The sequence below is a fragment of the Arenibacter echinorum genome (assembly GCF_003259375.1).
Lineage (GTDB): Bacteria > Bacteroidota > Bacteroidia > Flavobacteriales > Flavobacteriaceae > Arenibacter > Arenibacter echinorum.
In genome coordinates this window covers 161252-178017 of sequence record NZ_QLLN01000007.1, presented here as the reverse complement: position 1 = coordinate 178017, position 16766 = coordinate 161252, and the positions used below count along the sequence as shown (strand labels likewise).

Below are 16766 nucleotides of genomic sequence, written 5' to 3'. Positions count from 1 at the left end.
TAAGAATATCTAATGATGTGCAATTGATACGAAGACATTAAAAGTTAAATCAAAAACCGAACTGTTTCCCCGTCTACGGCGGGACTAGAGGGAGGACTAAAAACAGGAATCATGCTAAAAAATCATCTAAAAATTGCCTTACGATTCTTTTTAAGGAACAAACTGTTTACTGGCATCAATGTCTTAGGGCTATCAATTGGAATAACGGCATTTATCCTGTTGACACAATACATCACATTCGAAAAAAGCTATGATACCTTTATTCCTGATGTTGATGACCTGTATAGGGTTACCCTTACTACAAACTTGGGCGACAATGGTTTTGTTACTTCAGCGACAAATCACCCTATGACGGGCCGGGCCATGCTATCGGATTTTCCGGAAGTTGAAAGTTATACGCGTATCGCCGATAAGCCGATGGCGTTTTCTGGTACCATGAATATTTCATATACCAATACCTTTGGTGACGAAATAAAATCTGATGCCAATGATGATCATATTTATTTTGCCGATAATTCGATTATCGATCTTTTCGATTTACAATTCATTCAAGGTGATGCCACTACAGCACTCAATGAACCTATCTCCGTCATACTGAGCGAGAAAATAGCCCATCGCTTTTTCGGGAATGAAGAACCTATTGAAAAAATGATAGAGGTCAATGATAATTTTAAATTGAAGGTAACCGGTGTCTTTAAAGAACGGCCGGACAATACGCACTTACCTATGGGTATGATTGTTTCCTATAACATCTTCGGCCCAAATGGCGATCATGCCAACAGTTGGGTATGGCCGGAATTTTACAATTACATTAAACTAAAACCGGGAACAAGTCAGAAGACCGTTGAAGCCAAGTTTCCGGAATTCGTAAAAAAATATTTGGGGGATATTATGATTGAGCACGGTTTTGAAGCAAAAATGGCATTACAACCAGTTAAGGACATTCATTTAAAATCTCATTTATTAAAAGAGATTTCTGCCAATAACAGCGAAGGTACTTTGTACTTTTTATTGATCGTAGCGGGTTTTATCATAGCCATTGCCATGATTAATTTCATCAACCTATCTACTGCCAAATCGATGGAGAGAGCCAAAGAAGTAGGGATCAAAAAGGTGGTTGGCGCCCCTAGATCAGTGCTTATACATCAATTTCTATTTGAATCGCTCCTCATTAATTTTTTTGCAGTTATCATAGCATTTGTATTTATTAATTTGTTGATTCCCTCTTTTAATTCATTGGTCGGAATAGAGGTTTTAAGCTTTGGAATGTGGGGTGAATGGCAAGTCTGGTGGGCCATGATAGGTATATTTCTTATCGGGGGAGTTTTAGCAGGCCTTTACCCCGCTTTCGTATTGTCGGGTTTTGTACCTATTGAAGTTCTTCGGGGAAAGTTTCATAAAACCACCAAAGGGAATACGCTACAAAAGACTTTGGTAGTTTCCCAATTTGCCATTTCAATTGCTTTAATTGCGGGAACCTACATTGTTTATAACCAATTCTCATACATGCAGAACCAGGACCTTGGCTTCAATGCTGAACAAAATCTTGTCTTTGCAGCACCTACGTATGCCGATACCACCACGCAACGGAAAGTAGAATCTTTTAAACGGGAACTGATCCAAAACCCGAGGATAAACAGGGTTGCCTTGTCCGATGAAATACCCGGTAAACCAATTGTTCAGGGGAATACCATACGGCAGGTTCATAAACCAAGAGAGTTGGGGGTCAGTGCCAATTTCGCAATCATAGATCAAGATTTTATAAAAACCTATGACATTGATCTCTTGGCAGGAAGGGATTTTGTTAAGGAAGATGCCAGCTCATTGTATACAAGGGAGGGTCCGGTTCCATCCGGACATCGGGTCCTAATCAATCGTTCTGCAGCAAAAATATTGGGTTTTTCGGACCCTGGAGCGGCTATTAACAAAAAGATGATATTCAAGTTTGGTCCTATCGATCGAACAACCGAAATTATCGGGGTGGTAGAGGACCATCATCAACAATCCCTACAAAAAGGGTACGACCCTATAGTCTTCATGCATATCGAGGGCTATACTGCCTCGTTTATGACCGTAAATATTGTAGCGGGTAATATTTCTGAAACAACGGCCCAAATAGAGGCCAAGTTCAAAGAGTTTTTCCCGAACGATTTGTACAACTCCTTTTTTATGGATGATTACTTTAATCGGCAGTATCAGGCCGAATCTAAATTTGGAATTATTTGTTTGGTGTTTTCCCTATTGGCCATATTTATAGCGGCCTTGGGACTGTTTGGCCTGGGGTCGCACATGGCCATGCAAAAGACCCAGGAGATAAGTGTACGAAAAGTTATGGGTGCCACTGTGGCACAAGCCTTGGCCATAATTCCAATAAAACTACTGAGCCTGGTCCTACTATCAGGGGCAATAGCCTTACCCATCATCTATTTTGTCACTAAAAAATGGTTGGAAAAATATGCCTTTAAAATCGATTTGAGTATTTGGATGTTCGCAGTACCCCTATTGGTAGTTCTTGTGGTAGCGGCATTGTCCATCCTCTCACAATCATTTAAAACGGCCATGGTTAACCCAGCGGAATCATTGAGAAACGAATAAAGTGAATACTATTTCCCACAAAGGGTGGCGCATACATAGGAAAACAACGTGAAAAGATAAATTAAAAGACCGAACCGATTCCCCCTCTCTTGGAGGGGGTTAGGGGGAGGTCAAAATCTACAATCATGTATAAAAATTATCTAAAAATCGCTTGGCGAAGTATTAAAGGTGATAAGCTCTTTACCTTTATAAAGGTTGGGGGCTTTGCCATGGGCATTGCAGCTTGTCTGTTGATTGCATTATTCATTAATGACGAACTCAGCTATGACCAACAATACAAAAATAAGGATCGTATTTATAGGGTTGTTTTACAAGGTGTAATGGATGGTGAGCTAAGAAAAAGTGTTCATTTTCAATTGCCTTTTGCAGATGCCCTACAATCCGATTTTCCAGAGATAGAAAAGGCAGGGAAAATAAATATGAGCGAGCTCTTTGGGGCTGGGAAACGTGGCTTGCGATTGGCGGGTGAATCCCAGAACAATTTTGAGGACGGATTTGTATTTGCCAATCAGAACATCCTTGAAATTCTTGAGATTTCCTTGGAACAGGGAAACACCAACGAGGCCTTGTTACAACCCGGGAATATCGTGATTTCCAAATCCAAGTCAGATAAATATTTCCCTCATGGGGAGGCCTTGGGCAAGACCATTGTTTTGGACAATAATACCTCAAAGCCCTATACCATTACCGGGGTAATGCCAGATTTCCCCAAGAATTCCCATCTAAAGTTTAATTTTCTGTTACCTATAGAGGATACCAACATGAGTTGGACCAACCAGAACTATTTTACATATGTTTTAGTGGATGAGAATACGGATATTCCAGCCTTGGAGAAAAAAATGTTTTCTATTATGGAAAATTATGTAATCCCCGCCCAAATGGCTCGTGGCCGTGCTCCGGATTTTATTGAAATTCTGAAGACGATAGAATATAAATTACAGCCTATAGGGGATATTCATTTAAGATCGGATCTTGCAATGGGTGATGGTCTAAAACATGGAGATATTCGTTTTGTTTGGCTCTTTGGAGCCATTGCAGGGTTTGTTTTATTGCTGGCCTGTATCAATTTCATCAACCTTTCTACCGCCAAATCGGCCAATAGGGCCAAAGAAGTTGGTTTACGCAAAACAGTGGGAGCGTTTAAGAGTAATTTGGTTGCGCAATTTCTTACCGAATCGGTGTTCTTCAGTATAATCTCTTTTATGTTGGGGCTTATGCTGGCCTGGGCCTTGTTGCCTGCCTTTAATTCCATTGCAGCAAAATCTATTTTATTTCCCTGGGAGGTGTGGTGGTTTGTACCGCTTATGGTAGCTTCTGCGCTGTTTATCGGAATCTTGGCGGGAATGTACCCTGCATTTTATCTCTCTGCCTTTAGACCTGTAAGTGTGCTGAAAGGGAGCCTAAGTGTTGGTAGTAAAAGCGGAAAGCTGAGGAGTGGGCTGGTAGTGTTTCAGTTTGCCACATCGGTAATCCTGATTATAGGGACACTGATCATTTACAAGCAGATGGATTATATACAGCACAAAGAATTGGGTTATAACAAGGAGCAGGTTGTTATTTTGGATGGGGCCAATATCCTAGGAAACAAATCGGAGAGTTTTAAGGAACAACTCTTACAGCTTCCGCAGGTACAAACAGTAACAATAAGCGATTATTTGCCGATAGATGGCGCCAAAAGAAACGGAAATACCTTTAAAAAGACGGGGGAGGGCATCGAAGATCGTGGGGTTCCTGCACAGATTTGGCGCGTGGATTATGATTATATAAAAACTTTGGGAATTAAAGTCAAGGAGGGCCGTGATTTTTCACGGGAATTTGCCTCTGACTCTATTAATTCCATGATAATCAACGATCAAATGGCCCATGAACTTGGTTATGATAATCCCATTGGAAAACATATAAATAACGGAATGGATTGGGCGATTGTAGGGGTCGTAAAGGACTTTCATTTTAAATCCTTGAAAGAAGATATAGCCCCGCTTAGCCTGGTGATTGCCAATAATGATAGTGGTGCTATTTCAGTAAAGCTCAAGTCGGGCAATATTGGGGAGTCCCTGGCTTCCATTGAAGCTATTTGGAATAGAAATGTGCCCAACCAAACCTTTGCTTATTCCTTTTTGGATCAAAAATTTAGCCAAATGCACGAAGATGTGGAGCGCATGGGGAAAATATTCAACAGCTTTGCTATGTTCGCAATTCTAGTGGCCTGTTTAGGTTTGTTTGCCCTTTCTGCCTTTATGGTGGAACAACGCAAAAAGGAAATTAGTATTCGATTGGTTTTGGGGGCTCCTTTTGAAAGTATCTATAAACTATTGACCCTGGATTTTCTAAAATTGATTCTTTTGGCTATACTTATAGCGATACCCATAGGATGGTATATGATGAACCGATGGTTGGAGGATTTTGCCTATAAAATTAATATTGGATGGGAAATATTCTTTGTCGCTGGCGGAATAGCTTTGATTATTGCCGTGGTGACAATTAGTTATCAGTCCATTGGGGCTGCGCTGACCAAACCCTTAAAAAGTTTACGGACGGAGTGAACAATACAGAGCAGGGGTTAAGGGGGGAGACATCAACTAAATAAAATACATTATGCTACTAAAACTTAACAACATATTTAAATGGGTAAACTCGGGAGGACAACGTGTCTTCCTGTTAAAGGATATTAATCTTAGTGTGGAAGAAGGGGAATTTATTTCGGTGATGGGGCCCTCCGGTTCTGGGAAATCCACCTTGCTGAATGTTATTGGGATGTTGGATAATTTTGATGAAGGGGAATACAGCTTTTTGGATGAGCCTGTTCATACCCTAAAAGAAAAACACCGTGCCAATTTGTACAAACAATATATAGGCTTTGTTTTTCAATCCTACCACTTGTTGGACGACCTTACCGTTCAGGAAAATCTGGAAATGCCATTACTTTATAAAAAAGTAGGCAGCTCTGAACGTAAATCCTTGGTGGCGGATACTTTGGACCGATTTAATATAGTTGGAAAGAAAGATTTGTTTCCGGCACAATTAAGTGGTGGACAACAACAATTGGTGGGGATTGCAAGGGCGTTGATCTCATCTCCAAAACTTATTTTGGCCGATGAACCTACAGGGAATTTAAACTCTAAACAAGGGGAGGAGATCATGGAACTTTTTAAGCAATTGAATAGTGAAGGTGTAACTATAATTCAGGTAACACACTCAGAAAAAAATGCTACCTACGGTTCGCGAATCATAAATCTGTTGGACGGTAGAAAAATATAGAGGATAACATCCGAAATTTCATGAGAATTGACCAATGAAAATAATGGGGAGAATGGATTGACTTTTCCTTCCTTGGAACTAACAAATGGCTTTATAGGAACCAATTAATGTTTTGTTTACTTTTAGGCATTCCATTGGGGCGTATAATATGAAAAACTATTTGCAGTATTTTATTAGTTTTCTGTTTGTGCTGCTAATCTATGCTATTCATATGCTGCCGGTGTCGGACAGTATGCTGAATGAAAACAATACCAAACTATCCCATGTTTTTTTGGCTTCCCAAATTAGATATCATCAGGAATTTGCACCCTTTGCTAGGCGCCCATTAACGTCTTTGTTGATCGAAGGTTCGTCCGGTACTTTTGGGGTAACCTTGGGAGAATCTTTTGTGCTTGTTAATCTATTATTATTGTTTGTCAGTGGGATATTGATATATATCATCTCCTTAAAGCTTAATGCTACAAAAGGTCAGGCTATTTTTAACCAAGTGGCCTATTTTTTGACCTTTTCAATAATTTTTGCCTTTTTTCCTCCGGTATTCAGTTATGATGAGCCGCTACAGTATTGTTTGATCATGCTAGGTATATTGGCTTTGATCCGTGAAAAGTGGCTGTATTATGTCCCCTTATTTTTGTTGGCAATTATTGCAAGGGAAAGTACTTTATTTCTTTTGCCCGGATTGGCCATTATTTTTTCAGGTTTTAGTTTAAAGTCCAAGAATATGTGGAATTTCGGGATTAAAAGAAAATTGCTACTGCTTTTTGCTCCTATGCCCTTATATGTTATTTATTTAGGAATATTCTTGTGGGCTACCGGTATTTGGAAAGAAACGTCCGAAGTGGCTGCCAACAGGCTAAGCTGTTATTTTCAGAATTTTGGCACTTATGCCAGTTCTCTAGAATCAATAGTCTCCTTTTTCTTGGTTTTAGGTCCCGGCCTATATTTTCTTTATATGAGCCATAAGTCCAAGATATTTTCTGCATTGGAAAAAAAGTACGTTCAGGCTTTTTTACTCGCCGTGGTAATTAATACACCTATTGTAATGGTTGCTACCTTGGCCAGGGAAGCCAGATTGTTTGCCTTGCCACTTATTTTTTTATGGCCTTTGGCCGGGCAATTGTTTGGAAAGGAATTAAGGCCTTTAATAAGGCCCAACTTGTATTTGGATTGCTTTAGAGATTGGAGATATAGTATGTTATTACTGCTTTTGTCCTTAATAAGTTATGCGATTGCGTTTAGGTTGTATGTACCCAGTTTTCCATCCAAGGATAATTTTTTTAACGAGTATTTATTTGTAATGCTTTTGATTATGTCGGTGCACTTTGTACTCAGGGCCTTTTTACAGAAAAGTGCCGTTACTTCCCAATAGTATATTCGCCATACTACATTGTTTAACGCCACCCTCTAGAATTGTATTATTTGAACTTTTGAAACGAGGATGCCATGGTTGAAAAAGTTTGTGCGGGTTTTGAAATTTGAAAGTGCGACTTATATTGTGTATGTTTGGAATGGAATCAATATACTTAATATCTGTATTGATATTGTTGAATAAAACTATGTTTTCTGTTCATTATGAGAAGCAGATTATTTAATTCAAGAACCAAATATACACTTGGGCCAGAGCCCAAGGATGTAACCTTCTTGCGCTTTTTTGCCAAGGTTTATCCTTCCAATTTTTCCATACGAAAATCGAAAATTATCTTCCCGAATTTTTGAGCACCCGCGAGTGTGCTAACATAATCCTATAGACCTCACTCATTTAAAAATAATAAATATTTGCCATGTGCTCTTGCATTTGGTATAGACTCGCTTGTTAAGGTTTACTTTTTTAGGATTACCGTGTTAAATTTTAATAATTAATAAATATTTAAAATATTATCATCATGGCTAGAGGTAAAACATTAAAAGCCCCAAAAGTGGATTTAAAGACAAAAAAGCAGGAGAAAATTAAGCAAAAATTGGAAGCCAAGCAGACTAGAAAGCGTAAATGATGCCGGCTGGTTAATTTGAAAGTATCCTGTTAATTCAGTTTCATTTGGTTCATAAAGAAGATGAACAAACCCCCTTTGAGGACTACTTCATAGGGGGTTATTATTTTAGGAAAAAAGAAATTAATTATCTGTTTAGCGCATTTGTTGTGCAATTATACTTAAACTATTCCCTTACCTTCTTATGTATTACAGGTGCCACCAAATTGGGGTTATGGGGTAATGTGGATTGTTCATATTCCAGTTTGTGTTCCTTTCCCATATTATCATAGGATGCCAATACCAAATCTAAATAACGTTGTTCAATGATGCTTATGTCCTCGTCATTAATGGCATCGTACTCATATGCTGGCAGTGCCTTGTAAGCATAGACTTTACCGTTTTCAAAACTGTGTTCTTCGATACGATCGGTGACATCAATTCTTGTATACCCTAATTCAAATTGATCAAACAATTCCAATTCCTCATGAGTTAAGAAATACAATATACAGTTTAATCGTATATCCTTATTCTCTATGATATTTAAAAAAATAGACTTTTCGTAAGGTATGGCGCTATTATTTTTTAGATAAAAGGATTCATAGTTTATATATTCTGCAGGAAAATTTGGATCGTTATTGGGGGCTACAAAATTCCAAGCACGCTGCATGCCGCTAAGATGTATCCAATAGATAGAATCTTCATATTTTCTTCCTAGAATTTCCTCAAGGCTCTCCAAAGAAGATAACATACCGTATCCGATCATTCCTACTTTGCCTTCTTGGATTTTTATAGTGGATTTTTCATTCATTTGCTTACATCCTAAAATAGTGATACTTAAGAAAATCAAAATTTATAATGAATAAGATCCATTTCATGGCATCTTGACTAGGATTTCTTTGTCAGATACTATGATGACAGAACACCCCAAATTTAGCTTAATTCACCAAATAATTGATATATACTTTTTAAAATATTTCATCCAAAACCTTGGTCCTATAATCAAATATTTCGTTAAGCTTTCCCTTTATAATAAGAGTATTGGCAATACTCCCCAAGAGTCCCAAAGGTGGTTGGTAGCTTACAATATCTGTCATTAAGGTCCCCTTTTCCGTGGGCTGTATCATATGCTGATGATGCCATATCTTGTATGGTCCAACCCTTTGTTCGTCCACAAAATAACTATTTTCCTTTAAGTGGGTAATTTCGGTTACCCAGGTGGTTTTAATTCCGAACAAGGGTGATACCTTGTAACTTATAATCATTCCTGCGTACATTTTGGATGGTACATCTTTTGAAGTGATATCAAAGCCCATATAATCCGGGGTTATTTTTTTTAGATTGGAGGGGTTAGAAATAAATTCCCATACTTCTTCCAGACTGGCATTAATTTCTTGTGCTTTTTTAAATTGATAGAATCCCATGCTTACTTGATTGTATTAATTAGAATTTGATTTCCTTCTTAAAAATAATGAAAATACCAGGGGCAAAGTTGTAATTATTATTAAGGATAGGAAGATTAGTCCATAATTATTTTTGACCCAAGTAATTTCACCAACAAAAAAACCTGTTAATAAGAAAAGGCTTATCCATAAAATAGCCCCTATAATGGTATTCTTTAAAAATAAACGCCGTTCCATATAGACCATACCGGCCAAAAACGGAATATAGGTTCTAATTATCGGAAAAAAGCGACCAATAATTATGGCCCTTCCACCGTGTTTGTCATAAAATTTCTGCGCTTTGGGCAAGTTTTTCATCAAGTAATTTTTTAGAAAATAATTATTACTTCGTTCCAACTTTTCGCCCAAATATTTTCCAGCGGTAAAATTTAAAAGGTTTCCGATAATGGCGGCTATAATAAGTATTACCAGCAATATCCATATGTTTAAATTAGTAGAGGCGGCTACTACTCCAGCCGAAAATAAAAGGCCGTCCCCTGGTAGAAAAGGAAAGAATATAAGGCCGGTCTCCAGCATGATGATAAAAAAAAGTAGAAGATAGGCGTTAAAAACATTATCGGCCACCAAGGTCAATAATGCATCATCCGTATGCAATATTATTTCGATTAACCTGTCCATCGTAATTGAATTGTATCTCTTATTTACTCCAGTTGAAAATAAGGTGATAGGGTGGTATTTAGTAATGTGCTTGGGGTAAAATTATCCCCATAATAATGCCATGGCTACATTGGTGTAGTATCTGCGTCATGGTAAAAGGTACAATTTTCCATTGTAAAAAATAGTTTATTAAATGTACGTAATATCTACCTTGAAAAGTTGAGGAACGTATTAAATATTTTGTGGGGTTGAGGAAGTTCTTCTTAGCTACTTTTTGCTTGTCAAACTTATTTTGGACTAAATGTGGAATTCTTAATTCCACTGACATTCCAACACATAATCTGTACATTGGAAAGGCGTAATATTTGGTAAAGACAGGGTAGGCAAAAAGTAAAAAATCGTAGTCGCGCTTTGGCCTGCGTGACTACGATTTTAATGAATAGAATATTCGGTTTTTAGGCCTTCGCAGTTGTATTTTTTAAAAAGTGTGTCGGACCATCGTTCTATTTTTTCCTGATATTATACAAACGTAATACCTTGTTTGGCACAGATCTCCACTACCATTGGAAAGTCTGGGGGTCCAGGTGGTAGTTGAGATAATTCAGTGAACATATGTTCTATCCCTGCAGGGAAAGCAGAGGTAATCATTTTGGCCTTTTCCGTGCCCACAACCGTCCAGGAATGCGGGATGTTTTTTGGGGCAAAGGCCACGTCGCCTTCATTTAAAATTGTGGTGGCTCCATCCACCATTATTTCTACCTGACCTTTGATGACCCTAAATATTTCATCTTCACGGGTATGGATGTGTGGAGGTATACCTACCCCCGGTTCTACATTGTCTACCCATTCCACAATCTGGTTTCCAGTTTCGCTACCAATCAGTTTATGTGTTTGTATATCCCCTATAACATTTAAAACATTTCCTTCTTCATCCCTAATGACCTTGGGTTCCAATTTATCGAAATAGTCGCCATCTGCAGTTGATGATTGACATTGTACCAATCCGGGGACCAAGGCAAATCCCAATCCTACTCCTGTTGCCTTTAAAAATTTTTTCCTGTCCATAATATTGTTTTTAGTTATAGCAACTTACAATATTAGGTAGCGCAAGGGAATGCGAAAAACTGGGTAAATCCTTAGATTTTACGGGTTTTAGTTCTCTCGGAGCATAGATGGAGTGACCCCAGTGTGTTTTTTAAAGAAATAGCTGAAATAATCAGGGGAGGAAAATCCCATTTCAAAACAGATTTCTTTTATGGTCTTGTCGGTAAATTTTAAAGCGTGCCTCGATGTCATTATTCTTTTTTCGGTTATTACCGCCTTGGCATTTACCCCAATGGTTTCTTTTATACATTCATTTAAATAGTTGTCGGAAACATTGAGCAAATCAGCATAATCGCTTACTTTGTGGTACTTTGAGAACCACTGGTCCACCAGTTTTTTGAATTTATAGACGATTGCCTTTTTTGCATCGTTTTCCGAAATAACGGATTTAATATTGCACTGACCATCACAATAGACAAAAATGGTATTCAAGAGGGAAATAATGGCATCGTCCTTATGGTTCAGTTCCGAGCCTATCAGTTCATCCAGCATTTCCAAAATAGACTGAATTCTTTTTTCAATACCAGGGGATAAATTTATTTTGGGAATTTCCTCTGTGGTAAAAAGTCTTATTTCATTTATATGTAGTTTGCTCAATAAGGGATTATCCATTGTTTCTTTAGACAAGTACAGGATATATCCGGAAGATGTGGTGCTATTTTCCGTTGAAATTTTCCAATTTATACTAGGGTGAAGAAAGAAAATAGAATTAGAAACATTATTGTATGAAACTTTGTCTATTTCAAGAGATTTTACTCCGTTCTGAATCCAAAAAACGGAATAATATTCTCCCTCCTTTTCTGAAACGGTCTTATTCGTTATTCGCGATATTTTTATGGCTTCTGGATTCATAAAGTGGGCTGTTGGCCATTTTATATGGAATTATTATCGGTAACAGATTTTCCAATTAAAAAAATTCATATATAAATATGCAAAATCTTTAGGGGATTAGCAAGGTTGATATATGATATCTGCTTGGAATCCACCTTTTGTATCTGGTGTTGATAGAATAGCGATGATAAACTACTATTGTTCCGACCAAACTGCAAGCTCATTGCCGGAAGGGTCTTTAAACTGGAATCTGCGTCCGCCCGGAAAGGAAAAGATGTCTTTGGAAATTTCACCCCCACTTTTCACTATTTTATTTTTTACGGCGTCAAGATTACTGTGATACATTACTACTAAGACTCCGTTTACTATATCATTTTCAGTCTTTTCAAATCCCCCTTCCAATCCACTATCCGAAAAGGCGATATAGTTGGGACCATAATCAGTAAAGGTCCAATTAAAGGCTGCAGTGTAGAATTTTTTAATTTTTTCCAGGTCTTTAGCCTTGAGCTCTACATAGTTGATGTGGTTGTCTTTTGCTATCATTGCATTAGGTTTTTTTTATTGCAGATTGAATGATAGTTAAATTTAGTTTATTATTAGGTTTCAATTTGAGTAGGGACCTTACCCATTGATTCGATTTTAACTTATTTTGTCGTTAATTTTTGATGCATTTCTTTTCCTTCCCTAGCTATAATTTCAATGATTTCCTCAATGTCTTTTATTGAGGTCCTAAAATTTACGATACATCCACGTAAACAATATTTATGATTTACTATGGCGTTGGAGAGAAATACCTGGCCACCTAGTTGTAGCTTATCCAGGAGGGTCTCATTTAAGGTGTTTAAATATTTTTCATTCCAATCGGATTTATCCCCATAACCCAAAGGTACATACCTTAGGGTGGTAATGCTCAAATTCTGGGTTATAGCTTCCAATTCCTCATGATTGTTTGCCAATTGGAAAAACAACTGGGATAACCCAATGTCCTCCTGGATCATTTTTAAATAACCATTTCTGCCTACTTGCCTTAAGGCCATCCAAACTTTTAAAGCTCTAAATCCACGAGAATTCTGTAGGCCATATTCATAAAAATTCAAAGCAGGCCCATGGTCAGTTTTACTAAAGTTATAATATTCGGGATGTGAACTATAGGTGTCCGTGAGGTGTTTGGGGTTTTTTACCAAGGTGCACCCTGCTTCCAACGGACTATAAAGCCATTTGTGCGGATCCAGGGCTAAGGAATCTGCCTCCTTAATGCCTTGGAACATCTGTTTTAATTCTGGAACAATAGCGGCAGGTATGCCATAGGCCCCATCTATATGGAACCATAAATCATAGGTCTTGCATATAGATGCAATGCCATTTAGGTTATCTACAACTCCCGTACTTACATCTCCTGCAGTTCCAACGACCATAAAAGGTTGATGACCATCTTTCAGATCCTTTTTTATGGCTTTTTCCAAGAGATCGTTATCCATTTTATTTGAGGCATCCGTTGGGATCCATCTGGTAGATTTTGAACCATGGCCAAAAAGAATAGCCGCCTTTTCCACCCAGGTATGTGTTGTTTTTGAACAATAGATCAATAGTTTTTTTGAAGTGGAAGTAAGGCCATCTTTCTTAATGTTTTTTGGGGCCTTGGCAGTTCGCGCTGCTAAAAATGCAGTAAAATTGGCCATGTTTCCTCCACTTACCAGTATTCCACCATAGTCTGGCCCAACCCCAATAAATTCGGCCAGCCATTGTATGGTTTGCTTTTCAATTTCTGTAGCCATGGGGCTCAATATGTGTGCACCCACATTGGGGTTTACGGAAGCCGCCAATAAATCGGCCAGCATGCCAATAGGTGCAGGAGAGGAGGTAATATAGCCCATAAATTTTGGATGCCCGTTGAGCAAGGAATGGTTCATCAATAAATCGGTGGCATTGGCAATAATATCTTTTGCATCACTACCGTTGTCCGGAAGGGAAGAAATACCCAGTATTTTTTGTAGGGCTTGGGGTCCCTCTCCCGGGGTAACCGGTTTCTCATCAATTGTGTCCAAGAATCCAGCTATCCTATCGATTAGCTGATAACCAATATTTTTAAACTCTTCCTTGGTTATTTCCAGTGATGCATTGCGATTGACAGTCATGTTGTTCAAGAAATTTATCATTTGTCGATTCAATATTAATAGTAAATGAAGAATTATTTAGCCCAAATGTAATTCACCATTTTTTAAAATCTTTTTTTCTCCTTTAAAAAGGCTTATTTAATTCCGTATTAGGCTATTGAAAATATATGATAATTTCATCTGCAATTAGTTGGTGTCCTTCCCTATTTGGATGATTTACTTGTGACATATATTTTGAAATGCTATCGCCTGCTATTACCTTTTCTTTAAATAGTAAGTAACTGTCCACTAGTCCAACACGGTGCTCTTTGGCTAATTGTCGAATCTGATTTTTGTGCTGTTCCAATACATTGTTAACTTCCAAAATATTTTCTCTTTGGTCGGGGGAAGGGGTTAGAAGTATTATTTTAATATTCTTTTCCAACGCTTTTAAAATCATATTGTTCCAAGCTTCGTGGGATTTCTCAAGTCCAACTCCAACATCGTTCAAAGCGTAGTCTATAAAGAGAACATCTGGTTTATGGATTAGTACTTCCGTTTCAAACCGTTCCGCGCCGCTAACAGAATTCTCACCGCCTATAGAAGTATTGATTATATTTATTACTGCAAACGGGTAGTGTTCCTTTATTGTTTTTAATACTAGAAAAGGGTAAGATTCCAAGGTGTTAACAATTGGGGTCTTAAAATATCCTGCAGGAACCGAATGACCATGAAAAACCAAATTAATGGTTCGGTTATCCGGCCATTTTTTGGTAAGCTCTGTTTTTATTTCTGTCAAATATTGTGATGGGGATGCAATCTCATTTTGCGCGTTAATATCCCATAAAAGTGTGACCAATAGTAACAAGGTTAAGCTTCTTTTTTTCATTATTGCCTGTTTTTAAATGTATTTCCCAAAAAGTATTGATCTGCCGTTGACTATTTTGTAAGGGGTTGACATTTTGGTACTATTAGTATAATCTTCTAAAGTGGGGTAATTCACTTATTGACAATTCCTATTATTACGGTAATAAAGTCGATTTGTGATGTTGAAATTCCTCCTACATCCGGAAATAGTTATTAAGCTTTTATTGGATTTACCTTTCCCTAATACCCCGTTATTTCCTTTAGTTTGTTGAAAAAAGCCTTTTTTCGATCAGAACTAATAGTCCAGTTCACCGGGACACTTTGAAATCCAGCGGTGTAATCTTCTCCTTTCATTATAAAATCGAAGTAACCCCATGAAGCGTATGATTCTGTGGCAGATAGAAAATTATAGGACTCCTTATCAAAATCAAAATGATCGTCTTCATTGAATAGAATGGGCTTTGCAGAATAACTTTCGGATTGTCTAACTAAGGCCACCATTTCTTTTATTCTTTCCGGATCTTTTACTCCGTTTCCATGTAACAACACAAAATCTGAGGAAGCAATAATTTCGGAAGAGGGAATTTTATTTCCTGAATAACTAGTACTCACCAAAAGCTTATGTCCACTTATGTCTTGAACCCGCTTTATTAGTTCTGCTACTCTTTGCGGTTGTAAAATGGCGTGATCATATTTAATATCACATTCGTTGTTTATCTCTATAAGTATGTTTTTATAGCTTTTCTCTAAAATCCAATTGGTTATATTATCAACGGCATTTACTACAGCCTGTTCATCTTTTAATTGTTCGTCCTGGCCAAAATAAAAATAGCCCAATATAACTACCATGCCCAGTTCATTGGACTTATTCAATATTTTTTCAAGTCTATTCAGGTAATCTTCCCTTAGATTGCCCAAACTGTCGAATGTGGAGTTGATCCACCCGTGATTGCCATAGCCCAACGGACTTCCTCCTTGTAGGTTAAGGGTGAAGGATAACAATCCATGGGCCTTCCAGTCCTCCATGGCGTTTACAAATTCTGTGGTATTCCTCTGTGCGTCCCATTTATCCGAATCCTGATATTTAAAATTATCCCGAGTATCGTTATTGAGATCGTCAAATATTCCTTGTACCATTCGAGAATTTAAAAGTAAGCCTTCAATTTTATTGCCTTTCCAATGTCTATTTTTATAGGTTATCTGATTATTGATGTAGAACTGCTCCCCATGGATACTTACAGAGGTTGTTTTTGGTATGTAAGTATATGAGCATAGGCAGATTGTTGACAGTAATATTACAATAGTGAAGGTGTATTTCATTCTTATTTTCTTTAATCGATTCTCTATTTTATGGTTTTGCTTGTTTAAAAGTAGGAAATTTTTGTGTTGTTACGGAGCGTTTAAATTTTTGCGTCTACTTGCTGTAATCGGGGTACGCCTGAATAACCAATTGGCCAACAACATTTAAAATCCAAATAACTTCAAAAATGGTCTTTATAATGTATGACCAATAATAAGAATGTAGTTATTTGTAGTATTATTAAGGATCGAAATTGTTTAAGCTAAAATAGTAGCTTGGCAGGTTTAAAAAATAGTGGATATTGCTATTCTGAACTTCCTTTCTTTATATTTGCGACCTATTTGATAAAAGAAAATTTATGATCTCGAACAACGAATATTTTGATGGAACGGTAAAATCGTTAGGGTATACCTCGGCTACAGGAAAATCGACTATTGGGGTAATGGAACCAGGTGAGTACGAATTTGGCACATCGTCCAAGGAAAATATGATTGTGGTTGAAGGGGAATTAATTGCTTTGTTGCCCGGGGAAACCGAATGGAAATCCTTTAAGGCCGGAACTTCCTTTAAGGTTGGTGCCAACACTTCTTTTAAGGTAAAATCTGTGGGTCAGACTTCCTATTTGTGCCAGTACGCATAAATTAATAAATATCAAATCTAGACCTTTTCACAATTGGTAATAGACCATGAA

The 16766-nt window shown here is 37.6% G+C and carries 14 protein-coding genes; 5 read left to right on the top strand and 9 right to left on the bottom strand.

From position 1 onward, the window contains the following. Positions 1–111: 111 nt before the first annotated feature. The 4 genes from LV92_RS17895 to LV92_RS17880 all read left to right on the top strand — a co-directional run bounded on the left by LV92_RS17895 (position 112) and on the right by LV92_RS17880 (position 7222). Entirely contained in the window at positions 112–2595 is a 2484-nt protein-coding gene (locus tag LV92_RS17895) for an ABC transporter permease (protein WP_111624971.1), read from the top strand. 125 nt (positions 2596–2720) lie between these two features. Continuing rightward, positions 2721–5138 (top strand): ABC transporter permease, encoded by a 2418-nt coding sequence (locus LV92_RS17890; RefSeq protein ID WP_111624970.1) that lies wholly within the window; start codon positions 2721–2723, stop codon positions 5136–5138. Between the two features lie 52 nt (positions 5139–5190). Then, a complete protein-coding gene (locus tag LV92_RS17885) occupies positions 5191–5853 on the top strand; it encodes an ABC transporter ATP-binding protein (protein ID WP_111624969.1) in 663 nt (220 codons plus the stop codon). A gap of 148 nt (positions 5854–6001) precedes the next feature. Next, positions 6002–7222, top strand: a complete 1221-nt coding sequence (locus LV92_RS17880) for a hypothetical protein (protein ID WP_111624968.1) — start codon at positions 6002–6004, stop codon at positions 7220–7222. A 785-nt stretch (positions 7223–8007) separates the two neighbouring features. Here the strand turns inward: LV92_RS17880 and LV92_RS17875 are convergent. The 9 genes from LV92_RS17875 to LV92_RS17835 all read right to left on the bottom strand — a co-directional run bounded on the left by LV92_RS17875 (position 8008) and on the right by LV92_RS17835 (position 16095). After that, on the bottom strand, positions 8008–8631 hold the full coding sequence (locus LV92_RS17875; protein WP_111624967.1) for a gamma-glutamylcyclotransferase family protein: 624 nt from the start codon (positions 8629–8631) through the stop codon (positions 8008–8010). 157 nt (positions 8632–8788) lie between these two features. After that, entirely contained in the window at positions 8789–9244 is a 456-nt protein-coding gene (locus LV92_RS17870) for an SRPBCC family protein (protein WP_111624966.1), read from the bottom strand. Between the two features lie 15 nt (positions 9245–9259). Continuing rightward, on the bottom strand, positions 9260–9901 hold the full coding sequence (locus tag LV92_RS17865; RefSeq protein WP_111624965.1) for a VTT domain-containing protein: 642 nt from the start codon (positions 9899–9901) through the stop codon (positions 9260–9262). Between the two features lie 498 nt (positions 9902–10399). Then, entirely contained in the window at positions 10400–10945 is a 546-nt protein-coding gene (locus LV92_RS17860; RefSeq protein WP_111624964.1) for a cupin domain-containing protein, read from the bottom strand. Positions 10946–11032: 87 nt separating this feature from the next. Then, positions 11033–11836: a helix-turn-helix domain-containing protein gene (locus LV92_RS17855; protein WP_111624963.1), complete on the bottom strand. Its 804-nt coding sequence runs from the start codon at positions 11834–11836 to the stop codon at positions 11033–11035. Positions 11837–12010: 174 nt separating this feature from the next. Beyond that, complete coding sequence (locus tag LV92_RS17850; protein WP_111624962.1) at positions 12011–12358, bottom strand: VOC family protein; 348 nt, start codon at positions 12356–12358, stop codon at positions 12011–12013. A gap of 101 nt (positions 12359–12459) precedes the next feature. After that, complete coding sequence (locus LV92_RS17845) at positions 12460–13971, bottom strand: pyridoxal phosphate-dependent decarboxylase family protein (RefSeq protein ID WP_245946432.1); 1512 nt, start codon at positions 13969–13971, stop codon at positions 12460–12462. 112 nt (positions 13972–14083) lie between these two features. Continuing rightward, entirely contained in the window at positions 14084–14797 is a 714-nt protein-coding gene (locus LV92_RS17840; RefSeq protein ID WP_111624961.1) for an SGNH/GDSL hydrolase family protein, read from the bottom strand. 218 nt (positions 14798–15015) lie between these two features. After that, positions 15016–16095 (bottom strand): hypothetical protein, encoded by a 1080-nt coding sequence (locus tag LV92_RS17835; RefSeq protein WP_111624960.1) that lies wholly within the window; start codon positions 16093–16095, stop codon positions 15016–15018. Between the two features lie 338 nt (positions 16096–16433). Here LV92_RS17835 and ppnP point away from each other — a divergent pair, with 338 nt between their 5' ends. Next, positions 16434–16715 (top strand): pyrimidine/purine nucleoside phosphorylase, encoded by a 282-nt coding sequence (gene ppnP / locus LV92_RS17830; protein WP_111624959.1) that lies wholly within the window; start codon positions 16434–16436, stop codon positions 16713–16715. The last annotated feature ends 51 nt before the right edge of the window (positions 16716–16766 follow it).

What these genes read in the sequence shown, in the direction of transcription:
- LV92_RS17835 (WP_111624960.1), bottom strand. Translation starts at nt 16,095, where the DNA reads ATGAAATACACCTTCACTATTGTAATATTACTGTCAACAATCTGCCTA.
- LV92_RS17890 (WP_111624970.1), top strand. Translation starts at nt 2,721, where the DNA reads ATGTATAAAAATTATCTAAAAATCGCTTGGCGAAGTATTAAAGGTGAT.
- LV92_RS17855 (WP_111624963.1), bottom strand. Translation starts at nt 11,836, where the DNA reads ATGAATCCAGAAGCCATAAAAATATCGCGAATAACGAATAAGACCGTT.
- LV92_RS17875 (WP_111624967.1), bottom strand. Translation starts at nt 8,631, where the DNA reads ATGAATGAAAAATCCACTATAAAAATCCAAGAAGGCAAAGTAGGAATG.
- LV92_RS17840 (WP_111624961.1), bottom strand. Translation starts at nt 14,797, where the DNA reads ATGAAAAAAAGAAGCTTAACCTTGTTACTATTGGTCACACTTTTATGG.
- LV92_RS17860 (WP_111624964.1), bottom strand. Translation starts at nt 10,945, where the DNA reads ATGGACAGGAAAAAATTTTTAAAGGCAACAGGAGTAGGATTGGGATTT.
- LV92_RS17870 (WP_111624966.1), bottom strand. Translation starts at nt 9,244, where the DNA reads ATGGGATTCTATCAATTTAAAAAAGCACAAGAAATTAATGCCAGTCTG.
- LV92_RS17885 (WP_111624969.1), top strand. Translation starts at nt 5,191, where the DNA reads ATGCTACTAAAACTTAACAACATATTTAAATGGGTAAACTCGGGAGGA.
- ppnP (WP_111624959.1), top strand. Translation starts at nt 16,434, where the DNA reads ATGATCTCGAACAACGAATATTTTGATGGAACGGTAAAATCGTTAGGG.
- LV92_RS17880 (WP_111624968.1), top strand. Translation starts at nt 6,002, where the DNA reads ATGAAAAACTATTTGCAGTATTTTATTAGTTTTCTGTTTGTGCTGCTA.
- LV92_RS17865 (WP_111624965.1), bottom strand. Translation starts at nt 9,901, where the DNA reads ATGGACAGGTTAATCGAAATAATATTGCATACGGATGATGCATTATTG.
- LV92_RS17850 (WP_111624962.1), bottom strand. Translation starts at nt 12,358, where the DNA reads ATGATAGCAAAAGACAACCACATCAACTATGTAGAGCTCAAGGCTAAA.
- LV92_RS17845 (WP_245946432.1), bottom strand. Translation starts at nt 13,971, where the DNA reads ATGATAAATTTCTTGAACAACATGACTGTCAATCGCAATGCATCACTG.
- LV92_RS17895 (WP_111624971.1), top strand. Translation starts at nt 112, where the DNA reads ATGCTAAAAAATCATCTAAAAATTGCCTTACGATTCTTTTTAAGGAAC.